The sequence below is a fragment of the Streptomyces niphimycinicus genome, assembly GCF_018883605.1.
GTDB lineage: Bacteria > Actinomycetota > Actinomycetes > Streptomycetales > Streptomycetaceae > Streptomyces > Streptomyces niphimycinicus.
Genome location: NZ_JAHLEM010000490.1, coordinates 1 through 17,993, shown reverse-complemented (window position 1 = coordinate 17,993; position 17,993 = coordinate 1). Strand labels below are relative to the sequence as shown.

General features: G+C 74.5%; 14 protein-coding genes and 1 riboswitch. Of the genes, 7 read left to right on the top strand and 7 right to left on the bottom strand.

The features are described from left to right. The 4 genes from KN815_RS33855 to cobM form a co-directional block, all read left to right on the top strand. Nucleotides 1-175 (top strand): (2Fe-2S)-binding protein (locus KN815_RS33855; RefSeq protein WP_216345671.1); only part of this gene is annotated, 175 nt, incomplete at its 5' end. Nucleotides 176-266: 91 nt separating this feature from the next. Continuing rightward, the gene (locus KN815_RS33850) at nucleotides 267-1,076 is read left to right on the top strand and encodes an acyltransferase (RefSeq protein ID WP_216345668.1); all 810 of its coding nucleotides are present in this window, start codon (nucleotides 267-269) and stop codon (nucleotides 1,074-1,076) included. A 50-nt stretch (nucleotides 1,077-1,126) separates the two neighbouring features. Then, nucleotides 1,127-2,440: a precorrin-6y C5,15-methyltransferase (decarboxylating) subunit CbiE gene (cbiE, locus tag KN815_RS33845; RefSeq protein ID WP_372458552.1), complete on the top strand. Its 1,314-nt coding sequence runs from the start codon at nucleotides 1,127-1,129 to the stop codon at nucleotides 2,438-2,440. Next, complete coding sequence (gene cobM / locus KN815_RS33840; protein WP_216345667.1) at nucleotides 2,437-3,213, top strand: precorrin-4 C(11)-methyltransferase; 777 nt, start codon at nucleotides 2,437-2,439, stop codon at nucleotides 3,211-3,213. The genes cbiE and cobM overlap by 4 nt, the downstream gene beginning before the upstream one ends. A 160-nt stretch (nucleotides 3,214-3,373) precedes the next feature. Here cobM and KN815_RS33835 read toward each other — a convergent pair whose 3' ends face one another. Further along, complete coding sequence (locus KN815_RS33835) at nucleotides 3,374-4,546, bottom strand: cobalt-precorrin-5B (C(1))-methyltransferase (RefSeq protein WP_216345666.1); 1,173 nt, start codon at nucleotides 4,544-4,546, stop codon at nucleotides 3,374-3,376. Nucleotides 4,547-4,599: 53 nt separating this feature from the next. Here KN815_RS33835 and KN815_RS33830 point away from each other — a divergent pair, with 53 nt between their 5' ends. Then, entirely contained in the window at nucleotides 4,600-5,376 is a 777-nt protein-coding gene (locus tag KN815_RS33830) for a cobalt-precorrin-6A reductase (RefSeq protein WP_216345665.1), read from the top strand. 37 nt (nucleotides 5,377-5,413) lie between these two features. On the opposite strand, the gene KN815_RS33825 is transcribed toward KN815_RS33830, so the two are convergent. The 3 genes from KN815_RS33825 to KN815_RS33815 are packed head-to-tail and all read right to left on the bottom strand — an operon-like array spanning nucleotide 5,414 to nucleotide 9,095. Then, a complete protein-coding gene (locus tag KN815_RS33825) occupies nucleotides 5,414-6,913 on the bottom strand; it encodes a precorrin-2 C(20)-methyltransferase (RefSeq protein WP_216345664.1) in 1,500 nt (499 codons plus the stop codon). Further along, nucleotides 6,910-7,545, bottom strand: coding sequence for a precorrin-8X methylmutase (locus tag KN815_RS33820; RefSeq protein ID WP_216345669.1), 636 nt, complete (start codon nucleotides 7,543-7,545; stop codon nucleotides 6,910-6,912). The genes KN815_RS33825 and KN815_RS33820 overlap by 4 nt, the downstream gene beginning before the upstream one ends. 11 nt (nucleotides 7,546-7,556) lie before the next feature. Continuing rightward, nucleotides 7,557-9,095 carry a ferredoxin-like domain-containing protein gene (locus KN815_RS33815; RefSeq protein ID WP_216345663.1) on the bottom strand — a complete coding sequence of 513 codons (1,539 nt, stop codon included), beginning with the start codon at nucleotides 9,093-9,095 and terminating at the stop codon, nucleotides 7,557-7,559. A gap of 71 nt (nucleotides 9,096-9,166) precedes the next feature. Then, nucleotides 9,167-9,331: riboswitch (cobalamin riboswitch) on the top strand. A 33-nt stretch (nucleotides 9,332-9,364) separates the two neighbouring features. On the opposite strand from KN815_RS33815, the gene cobN reads away from it, so the two are divergent. Then, the gene (gene cobN / locus KN815_RS33810) at nucleotides 9,365-13,006 is read left to right on the top strand and encodes a cobaltochelatase subunit CobN (protein ID WP_216345662.1); all 3,642 of its coding nucleotides are present in this window, start codon (nucleotides 9,365-9,367) and stop codon (nucleotides 13,004-13,006) included. Between the two features lie 89 nt (nucleotides 13,007-13,095). Here cobN and KN815_RS33805 read toward each other — a convergent pair whose 3' ends face one another. Then, complete coding sequence (locus KN815_RS33805; RefSeq protein WP_078639076.1) at nucleotides 13,096-13,350, bottom strand: hypothetical protein; 255 nt, start codon at nucleotides 13,348-13,350, stop codon at nucleotides 13,096-13,098. 293 nt (nucleotides 13,351-13,643) lie between these two features. Here KN815_RS33805 and KN815_RS33800 point away from each other — a divergent pair, with 293 nt between their 5' ends. Next, nucleotides 13,644-14,642 carry a cation diffusion facilitator family transporter gene (locus KN815_RS33800; RefSeq protein WP_216345661.1) on the top strand — a complete coding sequence of 333 codons (999 nt, stop codon included), beginning with the start codon at nucleotides 13,644-13,646 and terminating at the stop codon, nucleotides 14,640-14,642. A 155-nt stretch (nucleotides 14,643-14,797) separates the two neighbouring features. Here KN815_RS33800 and KN815_RS51695 read toward each other — a convergent pair whose 3' ends face one another. Together KN815_RS51695 and KN815_RS33795 are read right to left on the bottom strand one after the other, a co-directional pair. Further along, nucleotides 14,798-14,926 carry a hypothetical protein gene (locus tag KN815_RS51695; protein ID WP_301184676.1) on the bottom strand — a complete coding sequence of 43 codons (129 nt, stop codon included), beginning with the start codon at nucleotides 14,924-14,926 and terminating at the stop codon, nucleotides 14,798-14,800. A gap of 167 nt (nucleotides 14,927-15,093) precedes the next feature. Beyond that, nucleotides 15,094-17,993 (bottom strand): cation-translocating P-type ATPase (locus tag KN815_RS33795; protein ID WP_216345660.1); only part of this gene is annotated, 2,900 nt, incomplete at its 5' end.

The following is a 17,993-nucleotide window of genomic DNA, read 5'->3' as shown; positions in this document are numbered from 1 at the left end:
CGTCGAGCTGGCGCGCGCCCAGCTCGACCACCCGCCGCTGCGCGACGCGGGCACCCTGAGCACCGCGCCGCTCGGCTACCGGCGCCGCACCTGCTGTCTCTACTACCGCGTGCCCGGCGGCGGGTTGTGCGGCGACTGCGTACTGCGCGAGGCGCCGGGGCGCGGGAGGGCTTAGCGGGAGCGCTCAGCGGAAGCGCGTAGGGGGAGTGCTCAGAGGACGCCGGGGTGACGCAGACGGCCTTCCGACGGGCCGATACGGTGGGCGAATGCCGAAGAACGAGAACCTGTTCTCATCCTGGCGGGGCTGGTGCGGACGCGTCACCTCCCGTCTGGTCCACCGCGGATGGCGCGCCGTGCAGCGGGCCGGTGCGGTGACGGCCGAGCGCCCCGGCCCGTACCGGTTCGGCCGCATCGGCGTCGGCACCCGGCTGGCGTTCCCCCAGGGCACCCTCTTCGGCGAACCATGGATCCAGCTCGGCGAGCACTGCGTCATCGGTGAGCAGGTGACCCTCACCGCCGGCATGATGCCCGGTGTGGACCTCGGCCCCGATCCGGTGCTGCGCATCGGCAACGGCGTGGTGCTGGGCCGGGGCAGCCATGTGATCGCGTCGGTGTCCGTGGAATTCGGCGACGATGTCTTCTGCGGCCCGTACGTCTACGTGACCAGCGACAACCACTCCTACGACGATCCGGAGCAGCCCATCGGCCGCCAGTGGCCGCGCTCCGCGCCCGTCCACATCGGCCCCGGCAGTTGGCTGGGCGCGGGCGCGGTGATCCTGCCCGGGGCGCGGCTGGGCCGCAATGTGGTGGTCGCGGCGGGCGCGGTCGTACGGGGCGAGGTGCCCGACCATGCCGTGGTGGCCGGGGCGCCGGCCCGGATCATACGGCGATGGGCCCCGGAGGAGGGCTGGCAGCCGCCGCTGCGCACCCCGGCGCCGGTGCCGATTCCCGAGGACATGACCGTTGAGCAACTGCTGGCGCTGGCGGAGCTGGAGCGCGAGCGGACGGAGCAGCGGGGACCGGCGCGGGAGCCCGGGCGGGGCCTGGAGCGGGAGCCGGGCGCCGGGGCGTCGTAGCAGGTCAGTAGAGTTTCGTGGACCGTTCCCCGACCCGCGAGGTGACCATCGTGAGCCCGCCGCCTCCCCCCGTGACCGTCATCGGCATCGGCGCCGACGGCTGGGACGGGCTCGGTCCCACGGCCCGTGAGGCGTTGCGCGCGGCCGAGGTGGTCATCGGCGGACGGCGCCATCTGGGCCTGCTGCCGCCGGAGTGCCACGGTGAGCGGGTGCCCTGGCCGTCCCCGCTGCGCCCCGCCGTCCCCGGGCTGTTCGCGGCGCACACCGGGCGGCGGGTCTGTGTGCTGGCCAGTGGCGACCCCATGTTCTTCGGCATCGGCCGCACCCTGGCCGAGCTGCTGGGCGCCGAGCGGCTGCGGGTGCTGCCCCATCCCTCGTCCGTCTCCCTGGCCTGTGCGCGGCTCGGCTGGGCGCTGGAGGAGACCGAGGTGATCAGCCTCGTCGGCCGTCCCCTGGCCACGCTGAACCGTGAGCTGTCCGCCGGACGGCGGCTGCTCGTGCTCAGCGCGGGCGCCGAAACCCCCGCCGAGGTGGCCGGGTTGCTCGGGGACCGCGGCTTCGGCCCGAGCCGGCTGCGGGTGCTGGAGCAACTGGGGAGCGCGCGGGAGCGCTGTGTGGAAGGCACGGCCGAAACGTGGCCCCATCCGCCCGGCGACCCCCTGAACGTCATCGCCGTCGACTGCGCCCCGGCGGACGGCGCCCGGCCGCTGTCGCTCGCGCCGGGGCTGCCCGACACGGCGTACGACCACGACGGACAGCTCACCAAGCGCCATGTGCGGGCCGCCACCCTCGCCGCGCTCGCCCCCGCCCCCGGGGAGCTGCTGTGGGACGTCGGCGGCGGCTCGGGCTCCATCGCCGTGGAGTGGATGCGCGCCCACCGCACCTGCCGGGCGGTCTCGGTCGAACGCGACCCGGTGCGCGCCGAGCGCATCGGCCGCAACGCCGATGCGCTCGGTGTGCCCGGGCTGACCGTCGTCACCGGCGCCGCCCCGGACGCCCTGGCCAAACTGCCCACCCCCGACGCGGTGTTCATCGGCGGCGGCCTGACCGCCCCCGGGGTGCTGGAGGCGTGCTGGGCGGCCCTGCGGCCGGGCGGCCGGATCGTCGCCAACACCGTGACCCTGGAGTCCGAGGCGCTGCTCGCCGACCGGTACCGCCGCCACGGCGGCGACCTCGTCCGGCTCGCCGTCTCCCACGCCACCCCGGTCGGGGCCTTCACCGGCTGGCGGCAGGCGATGCCGGTCACCCAGTGGTCCGCCGCCAAAGGGCTCGACTCCCGAGGCCCCGGCGGGTACGCCGCCGATCCCGCGGAATCCGTCGAAGCCGAAGCCGAAGCCGAAGCCGCTCAAGGAGAGACACGATGACGGTGTACTTCATCGGCGCGGGCCCCGGTGCCGCCGATCTGATCACGGTGCGCGGCGCCCGTACCCTGGCCCGCTGCCAGGTGTGTCTGTACGCGGGCAGCCTGGTGCCGCGTGAACTGCTCGCCGAATGCCCGCCGGACGCCCGCCTGGTCGACACCGCCCGGCTCGACCTCGACCAGATCACCGCCGAGTTCGTCGCCGCCCACGAGGCGGGCCATGACGTGGCCCGCCTCCACTCCGGCGACCCGTCGGTCTTCAGCGCCGTCGCCGAGCAGATGCGCCGCCTGGACGCCGCCGGCGTTCCCTACGACGTGGTCCCGGGCGTCCCCGCGTTCGCCGCCGCGGCCGCCGCGCTGAAGCGCGAGCTGACGGTCCCGACCGTCGGCCAGACCGTCATCCTCACCCGCATCGCCCAGCAGGCCACCCCCATGCCGGACGGCGAGGACCTCGCCACCCTGGGCCGCAGCGGCGCGCTCCTCGTGCTGCATCTCGCCGCCCGCTACGTGGACCGTGTGGTCGGCGAACTCCTCCCGCACTACGGCGCCGACTGCCCGGCGGCCGTGGTCGCCATGGCCAGCCGCCCCGACGAACTGGTGCTCCGCGGCACACTGGACGACATCGCGACCCAGGTGAAGGCGGCGGGCGTGGTACGGACGGCGGTCATCATCGTGGGCCGCACCCTGAGCGCCGACCAGTTCCGCGACAGCCACCTCTACTCCCCGAACCGCCAACGCCCCCACGACCCCTGCCACCCACCCGGTCCCGCAGCCTGAGGGGCCGGGCTTGGCGGCGCCCAGTACCTCCTGGACGCTGAACCCGGTCCCGCAGCCTGGCTGACCCCGGTCCCGTAGCCTGAGGGGGCCGGGGCATCGGCCCGATCGTGACGTATGGGCCCGGGCAGCCTGCCGCAGCGCTCCCGGCGCGGCGAAGGGGTCAGCGCGCCCGGGGGCCGCAAGGCTCGGCGCGCCCCACGATCGTGCCTGCGCGGTCGATGCAGATCACGTCCACCGCCACCGGTGCCCCGCGCAGCACCCCGAGCGCCGTGTCACGGGCCGCCGCGGCGACCAGGTCGCCGAGGGGTACGCCGCGGGCGGAGCACAACTGCACCGTCTCCAGGCCGGTGTTGGCCGTCGCCACCGCCTCCGCCAGCTTCTCGTCCGCCCCGGCACGGCGGGCCAGGTCCGCGAGGAAGCCCTTGTCCACCTGGGAGCGTGCGGAGTGCAGATCCAGATGTCCGGCGGCCAGCTTGGAGAGCTTGGCGAAGCCTCCGGCGACGGTGAGCCGGTCCACCGGGTGGCGGCGCAGATACTTCAGCACCGCCCCCGCGAAGTCGCCCATGTCCAGCAGCGCGTCCGGTGGCAGCCCGTGCACGGCCACCGCCACCTTCTCGGACGTCGAGCCCGTACAGCCCGCCACATGGCGGCGCCCCGCCGCGCGTGCGACGTCCACCCCGCGCCGGATGCTGTCGATCCACGCCGAGCAGGAGTAGGGCACCACGATGCCCGTCGTGCCGAGGATGGACAGCCCGCCGAGGATGCCCAGCCGCGGATTCCAGGTGGAGCGGGCGATCTCCTCGCCGTGGTCCACGGAGATCTCGATCTCGACGTCACCGGTTCCGCCGTGCCGGGCCGCGACGGTGGCGATATGGTCGCGCATCATCTGGCGCGGTACGGGGTTGATGGCCGGTTCGCCGACCGGGAGCGGCAGCCCGGGCCGGGTCACCGTGCCGACGCCAGGACCGGCCCGGAAGACCACTCCGCCGCCGGGCGGCAGGGCCCGTACCGTGGCCCTGACCAGCGCGCCGTGGGTCACATCCGGGTCGTCGCCCGCGTCCTTGACGACCGCGGCCATGGCATGGCCCGCCGCCAGTTCCTCGGCCGCGAGCGCGAACGCGGGCCGCTGCCCCTTGGGCAGTTCGATGGTCACCGGGTCGGGGAACTCCCCGGTCAGCAGCGCGGTGTACGCGGCCGTCGTCGCGGCCGTGGCACACGCCCCGGTGGTCCAGCCGTGCCGCAGCCCCGTCCGCTCGAGCTGCGCGCTCCGCCCCCCGGTCGCCTTGGCCTCGGTCTCCGCCTCAGCCTCCGTCTCCGCCTCCGTCTCAGCCATGGGCGGGCCGCCGCGCATACGATGACGGGCGCACGGACGACGAAAGGCACCCGATGAACACCGCACCGGCGCGGCGCCATGTGCTCATCCTCGGCGGCACCACCGAGGCGCGCCACCTCGCCGGGGAACTCGCCGACGACCCCGCCCTGCGCGTCACCAGCTCCCTCGCGGGCCGGGTCGCAGCGCCGCGGCTGCCGGTGGGGCAGGTGCGGATCGGCGGGTTCGGGGGCGCCGAGGGGCTGGCCCGCTGGCTCCGCGAGCACCAGGTGGACGCGCTCATCGACGCCACCCATCCTTTCGCCGACACGATCAGTTCCCACGCGGCCCGGGCGGCCGCCGACGTCCATGTTCCCCTGCTCGCCCTGCGCCGCCCCGGCTGGGTGCCCGGTCCGGGTGACCGCTGGCATCCGGCGGGCTCACTGGCCGACGCGGCGCGGCTGGCCCCGGCCCTGGGGGAGCGGATCTTCCTCACCACGGGACGGATGGGCCTGGCCACCTTCGCCCATCTCACCGAGCCATGGTTCCTGGTCCGCTCGGTCGATGCCCCCGAGCCGCCGGTCCCGCCCCGGATGGAGGTGATCCTCGACCGCGGCCCGTTCACCCTCGACGGCGAGGCGGAGCTGCTGCGCCGCCACCGCGTCGAGGTGCTGGTCACCAAGGACAGCGGCGCCCACGCCACCGCCCCCAAACTCGCCGCCGCCCGCGCCGCGGGCATCCCGGTCGTCGTCATCCAACGCCCACCCGCCCCCCAGGGCGTCCCGGTGGCCGAGACCCCCGCCGAAGCCGCCGCCTGGCTCCGTACGACCCTGGCCCGAGCCCGGAGGCCCTGAGCTCTGAGCCCTGAGCCCTGAGCCCTGAGCCCGGGGACTATGCCTCCGGGTACCGGCGTGGCGTCCAGACGACGTCGCTGCCGTCGCCTCGGCGGACCGTGCGGGTCTGGGAGGAGCCCACCAGGAGGATCGTGCGCATGTCGACATCGGCCGGGTCGAGGTCGGCCAGGCGGACGATCCGCACCCGCTCCCCGGGGCCGCCGATGTCGCGGCCCAGCACCACGGGCGTGTCGGGGGCGCGGTGCTCCAGCAGGAGTTCGCGGGCCTTGCCCACCTGCCAGACGCGGCTGCGGGAGCCGGGGTTGTAGAGGGCGAGCACCAGGTCGGCCGCGGCGGCGGCGCGCAGCCGCTCGGCGATGACCTCCCAGGGCTTGAGCCGGTCGGAGAGGGAGATCACCGCGTAGTCGTGGCCGAGTGGGGCACCGGCCCGGGCGGCGGCGGCGTGGGCCGCCGTCATACCGGGGACGATCCGCACCGGGACCTCGCGGTAGGGGTCCTCGGAGGCGGCCTCCAGGACGGCGGTGGCCATGGCGAACACGCCGGGGTCGCCGGAGGAGACCACAGCGACACGCCGACCGCGCCGGGCGAGGTCGAGGGCGAATTCGGCGCGTACGGACTCCACCTTGTTGTCGGAGGCGTGGCGCCGCTGGCCCGGCCGTACGGGCACCCGGTCCAGATAGGTGCTGTAGCCGACCAGGTCCTGCGCGGCGGCCAGTTCGGCCCGCGCCTCGGGGGTGAGCCACAGCGGACCGGCCGGGCCCAGGCCGACGACCACGACCTCGCCCGGGCCGGACGCATCGCGTGGCGCGTCCACCCGGCTGGGCAGCACCGCCATCGAGAAGTACGGCACCGACTCCGGGTCGACGTCGGCCAGCGGGGCGGTGCGCTCCGCGTCCATCGTGGCGCGCTCCACATAGCGCGCGTCCGCGAGCCGCCCCGACCGCTCCAGCGCGCGCCGCACCGTCGGGAAGGTCCGGCCGAGTTTCAGCACGGCCGCCGCGTCCGTCGTCGCCAGCCGGGCCGTCAACTCCTCCTCGGGCAGCGTGCCGGGGAGGACCGTCAGCACCTCCTCGCCCTCCACCAGCGGCGCGCCGAGCCGGGCGGCCGCCGCGCTGACCGAGGTGACACCGGGGATGACCTCGGTGGGGTAGCGGTCGGCGAGCCGCTTGTGCATATGCATGTACGAGCCGTAGAAGAGCGGATCGCCCTCCGCGAGCACCGCGACCGTGCGCCCCGCGTCCAGATGTGCGGCAAGCCTGGTGGCCGCCTCCGCGTAGAACTCGTCCATCGCGCCGCGATAGCCGCCCGGATGGTCGGTGGTCTCGGTGGTGACCGGGTAGACCAGCCGCTCCTCGATATGGTCCGGCCGCAGATGCCGCTCGGCTATGGAGCGGGCGATGCTGCGCCCGTGCCGGGCGCTGTGGTACGCGATGACATCGGCCTCGGCGATGACCTCCACGGCGCGTACGGTCATCAGGGAGGGGTCGCCGGGGCCGAGCCCCACACCGTAGAGCCGGCCCGTCTGCTGCTCGCTCACTCTTCCTCGCTCGCTATCGCGTTGATCGCCGCCGCGGCGATGGCGCTGCCGCCCCGCCGGCCGTGCACCACCAGATGGTCCAGCGCCGCCGGATGCCCGGCCAGCGCCTCCTTGGACTCGGCGGCGCCGATGAAGCCCACCGGCACACCGATCACGGCGGCCGGGCGCGGCGCGCCCGCCCCTCCTTCTTCGATCATCTCCAGCAGCCGGAACAGCGCCGTGGGAGCGTTGCCGACCGCCACCACCGCCCCGTCGAGCCGGTCCCGCCACAGCTCCAGCGCGGCGGCGCTGCGCGTGGTGCCCATGCGTCGCGCCAACTCCGGTACGGCGGGGTCCGCGAGGGTGCAGATGACCTCGTTGTCGGCGGGCAGCCGCTTGCGGGTGACCCCGCTGGCGACCATGCGCGCGTCACAGAGCACCGGCGCGCCGGACCGCAGCGCGGCGCGGGCGCGGGAGACCACCTCGGGGCTGTACGCGAGGTCCTCGACCAGGTCGACCATGCCGCAGGCGTGGATCATCCGCACCGCCACCTGGCTGACGTCGGCGGGGAGCCCGCCGAGGTCGGCCTCGGCACGGATGGTGGCAAAGGACGCGCGGTAGATGGCCGCCCCGTCCTTCTCGTAGTCGAACACGGTGTCCTCGATCATGTCGTTCCACGGGCCGCCGCCACGGCGCCGGCCAACTGCTCCGCTGTCACATCCACGCTGTGCACACTGTCCGCGCTGTCCGCCTCCGGCGTGTCTTCCCTCGCGCCCCGTACGGTGACGCGGTAGTCCGTGTCGCCGGTGGCCAGGGCGTCCACCCAGCGGCCCCCGGGGTGACCGCAGCGCCGTTCACAGCCGGAGACGTACACCGGCAGCGGATCGGACCAGGCGGGGCCCGAGGCTCCGGGCGCCGGGTCCGCAGCCCCTCGCCCCGTGCCCGAGGTCCGTAGCGCCGGGTCAGCGACCATGCGTGCCGTGTCGGCCCGCACATCCGCCAGGGACTTGGCGCAGCCGGGCCGTCCCGTGCACGCGCCGACCCCGAGCCACGGTGAGTCCGGCGTGGTCACCAGCCCCGCGTCGGACAGTTCGGCCAGGGCACCGCGCGTGTCGTGCGGGGCGAACCCGGGGAGCACCACGCCGCGCCAGGGTGTCATACGCAGCTCAGCGGCCCCGCTCCGGGAGGCGAGCGCGGCGAGCAGCCGCCACTGCGCGGCGCTCACCCGGCCCAGGGGGAGGGCGACGGACAGCGCGTGACGTCCGTCCGGGCCGGGGATCGGTCCGGGGTCGGGTGGTGTGGCGCGGGCGCGGGGCGCTGGTTCATGCTCCACGGGTACGGCCTCCACGCCCGCGTCGGTGAGTCGCGCGGCCAATCCCTCGGTCGTCACGGCGTGTCGCGCGGGGAGTTCGCGTACCCGCCACACCCGGGTGCCGCTCTCACCCGCCTTGGCCAGGAACTCCACCGCGGCCAGCGCCGCCGCACGCGGCGCGTCCTCGCCCCGCACTCGGAGACCGCCACCCACCGCCGACCCGGCCGTACGAGACCCCCGCCGCCCCGCCGCGTCCGGGCGTGCCGCCCCCGTCGACGGCGACGGCGCATCCGGACCCGGCGGCGGACCGCCGACCCGTAGCACCGCTCCACCGTCCGGCGTTGCGATCAATGTCACATCCGCGCCCAAGGCGGCCACATCGCCCCGCCCATCGTCCAGCGCGAACAGGAACCTGCCCGACAAGCCCGACAAGCCCGACAATTCCCCGCCTCCCGCTGGTGTGTCGTCGCACAGCAGGGCGTCCAGCTTCCGCACCCACGCCACCACATCCGCATGCCCCCCGCCGTCCAGGCCGGACAGCGGCGACGCCACGATGTTGCGTACCCGGTCATGGCGGTCCGAGGGCAGCAGTCCGGCCGCCCGCAGCCGGGTCGCGAGTTCCGCGCCGCACCCCGTATCCAGGCCGCGCACCTGGAGGTTGCCCCGTGAGGTGATGTCCAGCCGCCCGTCGCCCAGCTCCCCAGCCAGCCGCCCCAGCGCCACCGCCTGACGGGCCGTCAGCAGCCCGCCCGGCACCCGGATCCGGGCGAGCGAACCGTCGTCCGCCGGGTGCAGCCGCAGCGCGCCCGGACAGGCGTCATCGCGCCCGCGCACGGGGGTTTCATCCCCGGATGGGGTGGTTGTCGGGGGGAGGGGCATGGCGGCGAGCATACCGACGATCCGGTCCGGCCCACCGCCCCGGCCAGACCGGAACTCACCATCCCGTGGCAGGTCAGCAACGCTTACTATGCTCAGCGGTGGGTCGGTCCCGGCCCGCCGAACGCACAAGACGGCACTCACGGTAGGAAGTCGGTGGAAATCCGGCGCGGTCCCGCCACTGTGAGCGCGGAAGCTGCCGAACGGCAGCGGTCGCGCGAGCCAGGAACTGCCGCCGTCTTAACCCGCCCGGGGCGCGGACCCCGAGGAAGGCATGCCGCCGCATGATTCTGCTGCTGTCGACGTCCGACACCGACCTGCTCAGCGCCCGTGCCGCCACGGGCCCGGTGCCGTACCGCCTCGCCAACCCGGCCCGCCTCGCTCTCGACGACCTCCCCGGCCTCCTCGACGGCGTCGAACTCGTCGTCGTACGGCTCCTCGGCGGCATCCGCGCCTGGCAGGAGGGGCTCGACACGCTGCTCGCGGGCGACCTACCCGTGGTCGTCCTCACCGGTGAACAGGCGCCCGACGCCCAGCTCATGGAGGCGTCCACGGTCCCGGTCGGCATCGCCGCCGAGGCCCACGCCTACCTCGCCCACGGCGGGCCCGCCAACCTCGACCAGCTCGCCCGGTTCCTCTCCGACACCGTGCTGCTCACCGGCCATGGCTTCGAACCGCCCGCGCCCGCGCCCACCTGGGGGCCGCTGGAGCGCACCGGCCGCGCGGCCGACTCCGGCGCCGTCACCGGCCCGACCATCGCGGTGCTCTACTACCGCGCCCACCACATGAGCGGCAACACCGCCTTCGTGGAGGCCCTGTGCCGGGCCGTGGAGGACGCCGGTGGCCGGCCGCTGCCGCTGTTCGTCGCCTCGCTGCGGGCCCCCGAACCCGAGTTGATCGAGGCCCTCGGCGCGGCCGACGCCATCGTCACCACCGTTCTCGCGGCCGGCGGCACCCGCCCCGCCGAGGCGTCCGCGGGCGGCGACGACGAGGCGTGGGACGCGGGCGCGCTCGCCGCGCTCGACGTGCCCGTGCTCCAGGCGCTGTGTCTGACCTCGTCGCGCGCCGCGTGGGAGGAGAACGACGAGGGGCTCTCCCCGCTGGACGCCGCGACCCAGGTCGCCGTCCCGGAGTTCGACGGGCGGCTCATCACCGTGCCGTTCTCGTTCAAGGAGGTCGACGAGGACGGCCTGCCGGTCTATGCCGCCGATGCCGAGCGCGCCGCGCGTGTCGCCGGAATCGCGGTACGACACGCCCGGCTCCGCCATATCCCCGCCGCCGACAAGCGCCTGGCGCTCGTCCTCTCCGCCTATCCCACCAAGCACTCCCGGATCGGCAACGCCGTCGGCCTCGACACCCCCGCGAGCGCCGTCGCCCTGCTGCGCCGGCTGCGGGCCGATGGCTATGACCTCGGCCCCGAGGACGGGCCAAACGCGCTCCCGGGCCTGGCCTCCGGCGACGGCGACGACCTGATCCGGGCCCTCATCGAGGCGGGCGGCCATGACCAGGAGTGGCTCACCGAGGAGCAGCTCGCCCGCAACCCCGTCCGCGTCCCGGCCGCCGACTACCGCCGCTGGTACGCCACGCTCCCGCAGGCGCTGCGGGACGCGGTCGAGGAGCACTGGGGCCCGCCGCCCGGCCAGATGTTCGTCGACACCAGCCGCGACCCGGAGGGCGAGATCGTGCTGGCCGCGCTGCGCCGCGGCAACCTCCTGGTGGTCATCCAGCCCCCGCGCGGCTTCGGCGAGAACCCCATCGCCATCTACCACGACCCCGATCTGCCGCCCTCGCACCACTACCTGGCCGCCTACCGCTGGATGGCCACCCCCCGCGCCGACGGCGGATTCGGCGCCGACGCCATGGTCCACCTGGGCAAACACGGCAACCTGGAGTGGCTGCCGGGCAAGAACGCCGGGCTCTCCGCCGCCTGCGGCCCCGACGCCGCGCTCGGCGATCTGCCGCTCATCTACCCCTTCCTGGTCAACGACCCGGGCGAGGGCACCCAGGCCAAGCGCCGCGTCCACGCCACCCTCGTCGACCACCTCGTCCCGCCGATGGCCCGCGCCGACTCCTACGGCGACATCGCGCGGCTGGAGCAGTTGCTCGACGAGTACGCCGCCATCTCCGCGATGGACCCGGCCAAGCTCCCCGCCATCCGCGCCCAGATCTGGACCCTCATCCAGGCCGCCCGGCTCGACCACGACCTGGGCCTGGAGGACCGGCCGGACGACGACGGCTTCGACGACTTCCTGCTGCATGTCGACGGCTGGCTGTGCGAGGTCAAGGACGCCCAGATCCGCGACGGACTGCATGTCCTGGGCACCGCCCCGGCCGGGCCCGCGCGCGTCAACCTGGTGCTGGCCATCCTCCGCGCCCGCCAGATCTGGGGCGGTACGTCCGCACTCCCCGGGCTGCGCGAGGCGCTCGGCCTCGACGAGTCGGCCGCCACCCGCACCGGCGCCGACGAGGCCGAGGAGCGGGCCCGCGGGCTGGTCCAGGCGATGGAGGACGCCGAATGGGCCCCGGAGGCCGCCCCGAAGGCCGTCCTCACCCTGCCCGAGGAGCAGCGCCCCGCCGTCTCCGCGATTCTCGGCTTCGCCGCCCGCGAGGTCGTCCCCCGGCTGGCCGCCACGACGGACGAGATCGACCACGCCGTGCACGCCCTCGCCGGCGGGTTCGTCCCCGCGGGGCCGTCCGGTTCGCCGCTGCGCGGCCTGGTCAACGTCCTGCCGACCGGCCGCAACTTCTACTCCGTCGACCCCAAGGCCGTGCCCAGCAGGCTGGCCTGGGAGACCGGCCAGGCCCTCGCCGATTCGCTGCTGGAGCGCTACCGCGCCGACAACGACGGCCAGTGGCCGAAGTCCGTCGGCCTCTCGCTGTGGGGCACGAGCGCGATGCGCACCTCCGGCGACGATGTGGCCGAGGCGCTGGCGCTGCTGGGTATCCGCCCGGTGTGGGACGACGCCTCGCGCCGGGTGACGGGCCTGGAAGCCGTGCCGCTCGACCAACTGGGCCGCCCGCGCGTCGATGTCACCCTGCGCATCAGCGGTTTCTTCCGGGACGCCTTCCCCCATGTCGTCGGGCTGCTGGACGACGCCGTACGGCTCGCCGCCGCCCTGGAGGAGAGCGACGAGGACAACTACGTACGGGCGCACACCCGCGCCGACCTCGCCGCCCACGGTGACGAGCGCCGCGCCACCACCCGGATCTTCGGCTCCCGCCCCGGTACCTACGGCGCCGGGCTGCTCCAGCTCATCGACAGCCGCGACTGGCGCACCGACGCCGACCTCGCCGAGGTGTACACGGTCTGGGGCGGCTACGCCTACGGCCGCGGTCTCGAAGGGCGGCCGGCGAGGGCCGAGATGGAGAGCGCCTACCGCCGGATCGCGGTCGCGGCCAAGAACACCGACACCCGCGAACACGACATCGCCGACTCCGACGACTACTTCCAGTACCACGGCGGCATGGTGGCCACCGTGCGCGCGCTGAAGGGCACCGCCCCCGCCGCGTACATCGGCGACTCCACCCGCCCCGAGACGGTCCGCACCCGCACCCTCCACGAGGAGACCTCACGGGTCTTCCGCGCCCGGGTGATCAACCCGCGCTGGATCGAGGCGATGCGCCGCCACGGCTACAAGGGCGCCTTCGAACTCGCCGCGACGGTCGACTACCTCTTCGGCTACGACGCGACCACGGGCGTGGTCGCCGACTGGATGTACGACAAGCTCGCCCAGACCTATCTGCTCGACCCGGAGAACCGCGCCTTCCTGGAGCAGGCCAACCCCTGGGCGCTGCACGGCATGGCCGAGCGGCTGCTGGAGGCCGAGAGCCGCGGGCTGTGGGACGAGCCCGACCCGGAGGTGCTGGAGCGGGTGAAGGAGCTGTATCTGGAGACGGAGGGCGGCCTGGAGGGCGGGGACGAGTAGACGCGTCCACGTCCGCGGGCACGCGTAGGTACGTCCACGTCCGCGGGCACGCGTAGCCGCGTCCGCGCAACGGGCGGTGGCGCGGTGGCTCAGTCGGCGGACGGTCGCGCCGCCGGGCGGGCCGCCGCCCGGATCCGGTCCGGCCAGGGGGGACAGTTGACCAGTTCGGTCCACTCGCGGTCGTAGCGCCCGGGCACCGCGCGCCCCGCAGACGCCCAGCGCTCGACCAGATCCGCGTAGATCGGCACGGACGTGGAGGTGTGAACGGTCTGATGAACCGTTCCGTCGCCTTCGGTGCTCCGGTCCAGCGCTCTGCTCGGCTGCGAGAGAGAACGGCGTCGCATCGTCGTCGTCATAGTCGGACAACGCGTCCCGCCCCGCCGGGTCACCTTCCGCGCGCCGGTCTCACCCGCATCGGCGTGGTCTCGCACATGTCAGCGACTCCCTGGTGACGGCCCCGGGCGGCCGGGTCGCGCACCCTTTCGCGCTCCGAAATGAAAAGCATTGCCGCATTCATAAAGCCCCTCCGCCGCCGGTGCGGAAGTTTATTGATAACCGTGTCCATTGCCGCCTTTGGTGAATTCCCCTCGGGGCTGTTTCAATTGCGCTGTCCGGAAGACGATCCGAGGAGGAGCCGGTGGGAGCTCATGCGCACGGACCCGACGAGGGGCACGGCGGAGCTGGGCACGGCGGCCACGCCCACGGTGTGGCCGAGAACGCCGACCGCCGGTGGCTGTCCCTCGCCCTCGCGCTGATCAGCGGCTTCATGGCGGTCGAGGTCGTCGTCGGGATCATCGCCCGTTCCGTGGCGCTGCTGTCCGACGCGGCCCATATGCTCACCGACGCCGCCTCGATCGTGCTCGCACTCATCGCGATCCGGCTCTCGGCGCGCCCCGCGCGTGGCGGATACACCTATGGGCTCAAGCGGTCGGAAATCCTTTCCGCCCAGGCCAATGGCCTTTCCCTGCTGCTGCTCGGCGCCTATCTCGGCTATGAGAGTGTGGGGCGGCTGATCGATCCGCCCGAGGTGACCGGCGGTCTGGTGCTGGTCACCGCGCTGGCCGGGGTGGCGGTGAATCTCGCGGCCGCCTGGTGCATGTCGAAGGCGAACCGCTCCTCGCTCAACGTCGAGGGCGCCTTCCAGCATGTGCTCAACGATCTCTACGCCTTCATCGCCACCGCCATCGCCGGACTGGTGGTGGTGACCACGGGCTTCGCCCGCGCCGACGCGATCGCCGGCCTGCTGGTGGTCGTTCTCATGATCAAGGCGGGTGTGGAGCTGCTGCGGGCCTCCGGCCGGGTGCTGCTGGAGGCCGCCCCGGCCGGTGTCGAGCCCGATGAGGTGGGCGGCCGACTCGTCGCCCATGGACAGGTGGCCGAGGTGCACGATCTGCATGTCTGGCAGATCACCTCGGGCGAGGTCTCGCTGTCCGCCCATGTCCTGGTCGCGGCGGGCGGCGAGTGCCATGCGGTCCGGGAGGACCTGGAGGCGGTGCTGCGCGCCGAGTACGGGATCACCCACACCACGCTTCAGGTCGACCATCTGGACGACCCCGCCGCGCGGGGACGGGAGGACGGGGAGCACTGCCCGACCGCCCACGGTCCGGTGCACCGGGCGCCGTCGTACGGCCACTGAGCGCGTCGCACCGAGCGGGGCCGCGCGGCGCCGCCGTCCTGAGGAGGGCCCTGCGGAAGGCCCGGGAGCGTCGCGGCGCTTCCGGGCCTCGATGATGGTGGCGGGGCGCCGTCCCTGGGGACGTCACCCCGGATGGCCGGCGGCTGCCGGCCCTATCAGGCGGCGGCCGGAGCGGCGGCCGGCCGGAAGGTCGAAGTCAGCAGCGTCTTCAGGAGCTGGGCGACAAACGCCTCCAGCGCAATCTGGGCCAGCTTGACCAGGACGGTCGTCAGAATGTCGGCCATGAGTACCTCACTGGATGGAACACGAGCGGAAGCGAGGCATCCGCTTCCGCTCCGTAGCCTGACCCGCGTCGGAAAGCGGGTGGCGCACACCGGGTAAGCGTCCGGTGAATGGACGGAAAGCTCAGGTTAAGAAACGCCTGAGATGTTCCGTTTCCCGGGTGGTGCGTTCAGACCGCGAGCGGCGCCCGCCGGGGGAAGAGCAGTCGCGGCGCGACCGCCGCCGCCAAGGTGGCGGTGGCCGAGCAGGTGCCGACGACCGACCAGGCCATCGGGCCCAGGGGCGTACAGCCGAAGAAGTGGCTGACCACCGGGGTCTCCACGATGGCGAACAGCGTGGCCGCCGAGGCGACGCTGGTGACCAGCACCAGGGGGCTGTGCCAGTCGGTCATGAACGTCTGGCCGAGCTGGGTGCCGACCAGCGCCGCCAGCCCCATGGTGCTCGCCCGCCGGGCCCGCCCCGTCATCCGCCCGCACTGCCAGGCCGCGGCGGCGCCCAGCGCGGTGGCACTGCCGCGCACCGCGAGGATACGGCCCAGATCGGAGCCGAACAGCGCGGACGCCGGGCCGCCGACCAGCGGGTCCTCGCCGGACTTCTGCTCCCGGGACCGGGCGAGGGCCACCGCCAGGGCGGGCAGCATGTCGGTGAGCAGATTCACCAGGAGCAACTGACGGGTGCCCAACGGCGCCCGCCCGGCCACCGCCGCGCCCAGCACGGTGAAGGCGACCTCACCCGCGTTCCCGCCGACCAGGATCGCCACCGCGTCGCGCACACTGCGCCACAGCGCCCTGCCCTCCTGAAGCGCGTCGAGGATCCGGGTCGGGTCCGGGTCGGTGAGCACCATGTCGGCGGCGGCGCGGGCCGAGGCCGAGCCATGGGCGGACAGTCCGATGCCGATGTCCGCGAGGCGGATGGCGGCCGCGTCGTTCACCCCGTCCCCGGTCATGGCCACCACCTGCCCGGCCTGCCGCAGCCCCTGGACGATACGGACCTTGTGCTCGGGGGAGACCCGGGCGAAGACGGTGGTACGGGCGATCCGCTCGACCCGCTCGCCCTCGGGCAGAGTGTCCAGCTCCGCCCCGGTGAGCACCGGCTCGGCGTCCGGGATGCCCAGCTCCCGGGCGATGGCGACCGCCGTGGTCGGATGGTCGCCGGTGACCATGGCCACGCGTACCCCGGCGTCCGTCAGCCGCTTGACCGTCTCCGCGGCACCCGGCCGCGTGGTGTCGGCGATCGCGATGAAGCCCAGCAGGGTGAGCTCCGTGGCGATCCCGGCCACCTCCGCCGACGGCGTGTCGGACGTGGCGGGCCGGGTCTCGGCCACCGCGAGCACCCGCAGCCCGTCGGAGGCCAGCGAGTACAGCAGACGCTCGGTGGCGTGCCGCCGCTCGGCGGTCAGCGGCACGGTGTCATCCGCCGCCCCCGGAGTCAGGGCGTACGCACACCGGGCGAGCACGATCTCCGGGGCCCCCTTGACCGCCAGATGCGGGCGCCCGGACTCCGTGCCCAGCGACGCCGAGAATCCCCGGCTGGCCTCGAAGGGCAGCTCGGACACCGGAGACCAGGCGCCGTCCCCGTCGCAGTGCGCGGCCGCCGCGTCGATGACGGCCTGGTCGGTGGCGTGGGCCAGCGCCCGCCCGCCCTCCTCGGGGCAGGCCCGGGCCGCCGTACGCAGCAGCCGCATGCCCAGCGCACTGCTGGTCGGCAGCTCGTGGTCGTATCCGGCGACCCGGGCCACGGCCAGCCGGCCCTCGGTCAGGGTGCCGGTCTTGTCGAAGCAGACGACGTCGACCCGGCCCAGGGCCTCCAGCACCCGCGGCGAGCGGGTCAGCACCCCGCGGTGCGAAAGGCGGCGCGCCGCGGCGGACTGCGCCACCGTGGCCACCAGCGGCAGCCCCTCGGGCACGGCGGCCACCGCGATGGCCACGCCGGTGGACAGCGCCTCGCGCACCGGCACCCCGCGCATCAGCCCCAGCAGGGTGACGGCGGCGCCGCCGAGGCCGGTGGCGGGCAGCGCGACCTTGGTGAGCGCGGCCAGCCGGCCCTCGATCCCGATGGGCGCGGTGGCGCGTCCGGCCAGTTCGGCGGCGCGCCCGGCCTCGGTCTGCGCACCGGCGGCCACGACCACGGCGTATCCGGTGCCGGCGAGCACCGTGCAGCCCTCGTAGACCATGCAGGACCGGTCCGCGAGGTCGGCGCCCGGAGTGGCGGCCGGGTCCTTGGCGACCGGGCCGGACTCGCCCGTCAGCCCGGCCTCGTCCAGCTCCAGCCGGTCGCTGACCAGCAGCCGGGCGTCGGCCGGTACGACGTCCGAGGGCCGCAGCGCGATGATGTCCCCGACCCGCAGCTCCTCGGCGGCCACCGTGCGCACCGGGGCGGTGGTCAGCCCCGCGAAGAACACCTCGCGGTCCGCCGCCACGCCGTCCGCCAGGGACATCGCGGGCGCCCAGTCGACCAGCCGGCCGTTCATCCGCTCGCTCAGCAGCAGGCCGCGCAGCGAGCGCTCGGCCCGCAGCCGCTGTGCGCCGCTGATCACCGCATTGCCCGCCATCACGCTGACGACGAGGAAGGAGTCCACCCCGGATCCCACCGCCGCCGAGGCCGCGGCGCCCAGCGCCAGCACCGGGGTGAGCGGGTCGTGCAGTTCCTCGCGCACCGCGTTCACCAGCGAGGCGGTGTTCCGGTGCAGCGCCGCGAAGCGGGCGGCGGCTCCCATGGCACCGGGCGCCCCGGCGCGTACGACCGTCCCGGCGGCCTTGCTCACCGGGCGCACCCCGGCGGACCACAGGACCCCGGAGGCCCCCGGCGCGCCCGGCTCCCCGGAACCCGTACCGCGTGCGGTGGCCGAGCCGTCGGGCAGCTCCGTCCCGTTCTCCCGGAACGCGCACAGCACGCTCAGGGTCTCCCGCGCCCCCAGGGCATGCCAGTTGCCACGGACACGGGGCGGGGGCGGGGGGCGGCGCTCCACCCGGCGCGCCGCGCCGATCCCGCCGAGCACGGCCAGGAACGCCGCGCTGTACACCGGAGAGGTGGCGAGCCCGGCCACCGCGGGCCGGGTCCCCGCCGCGG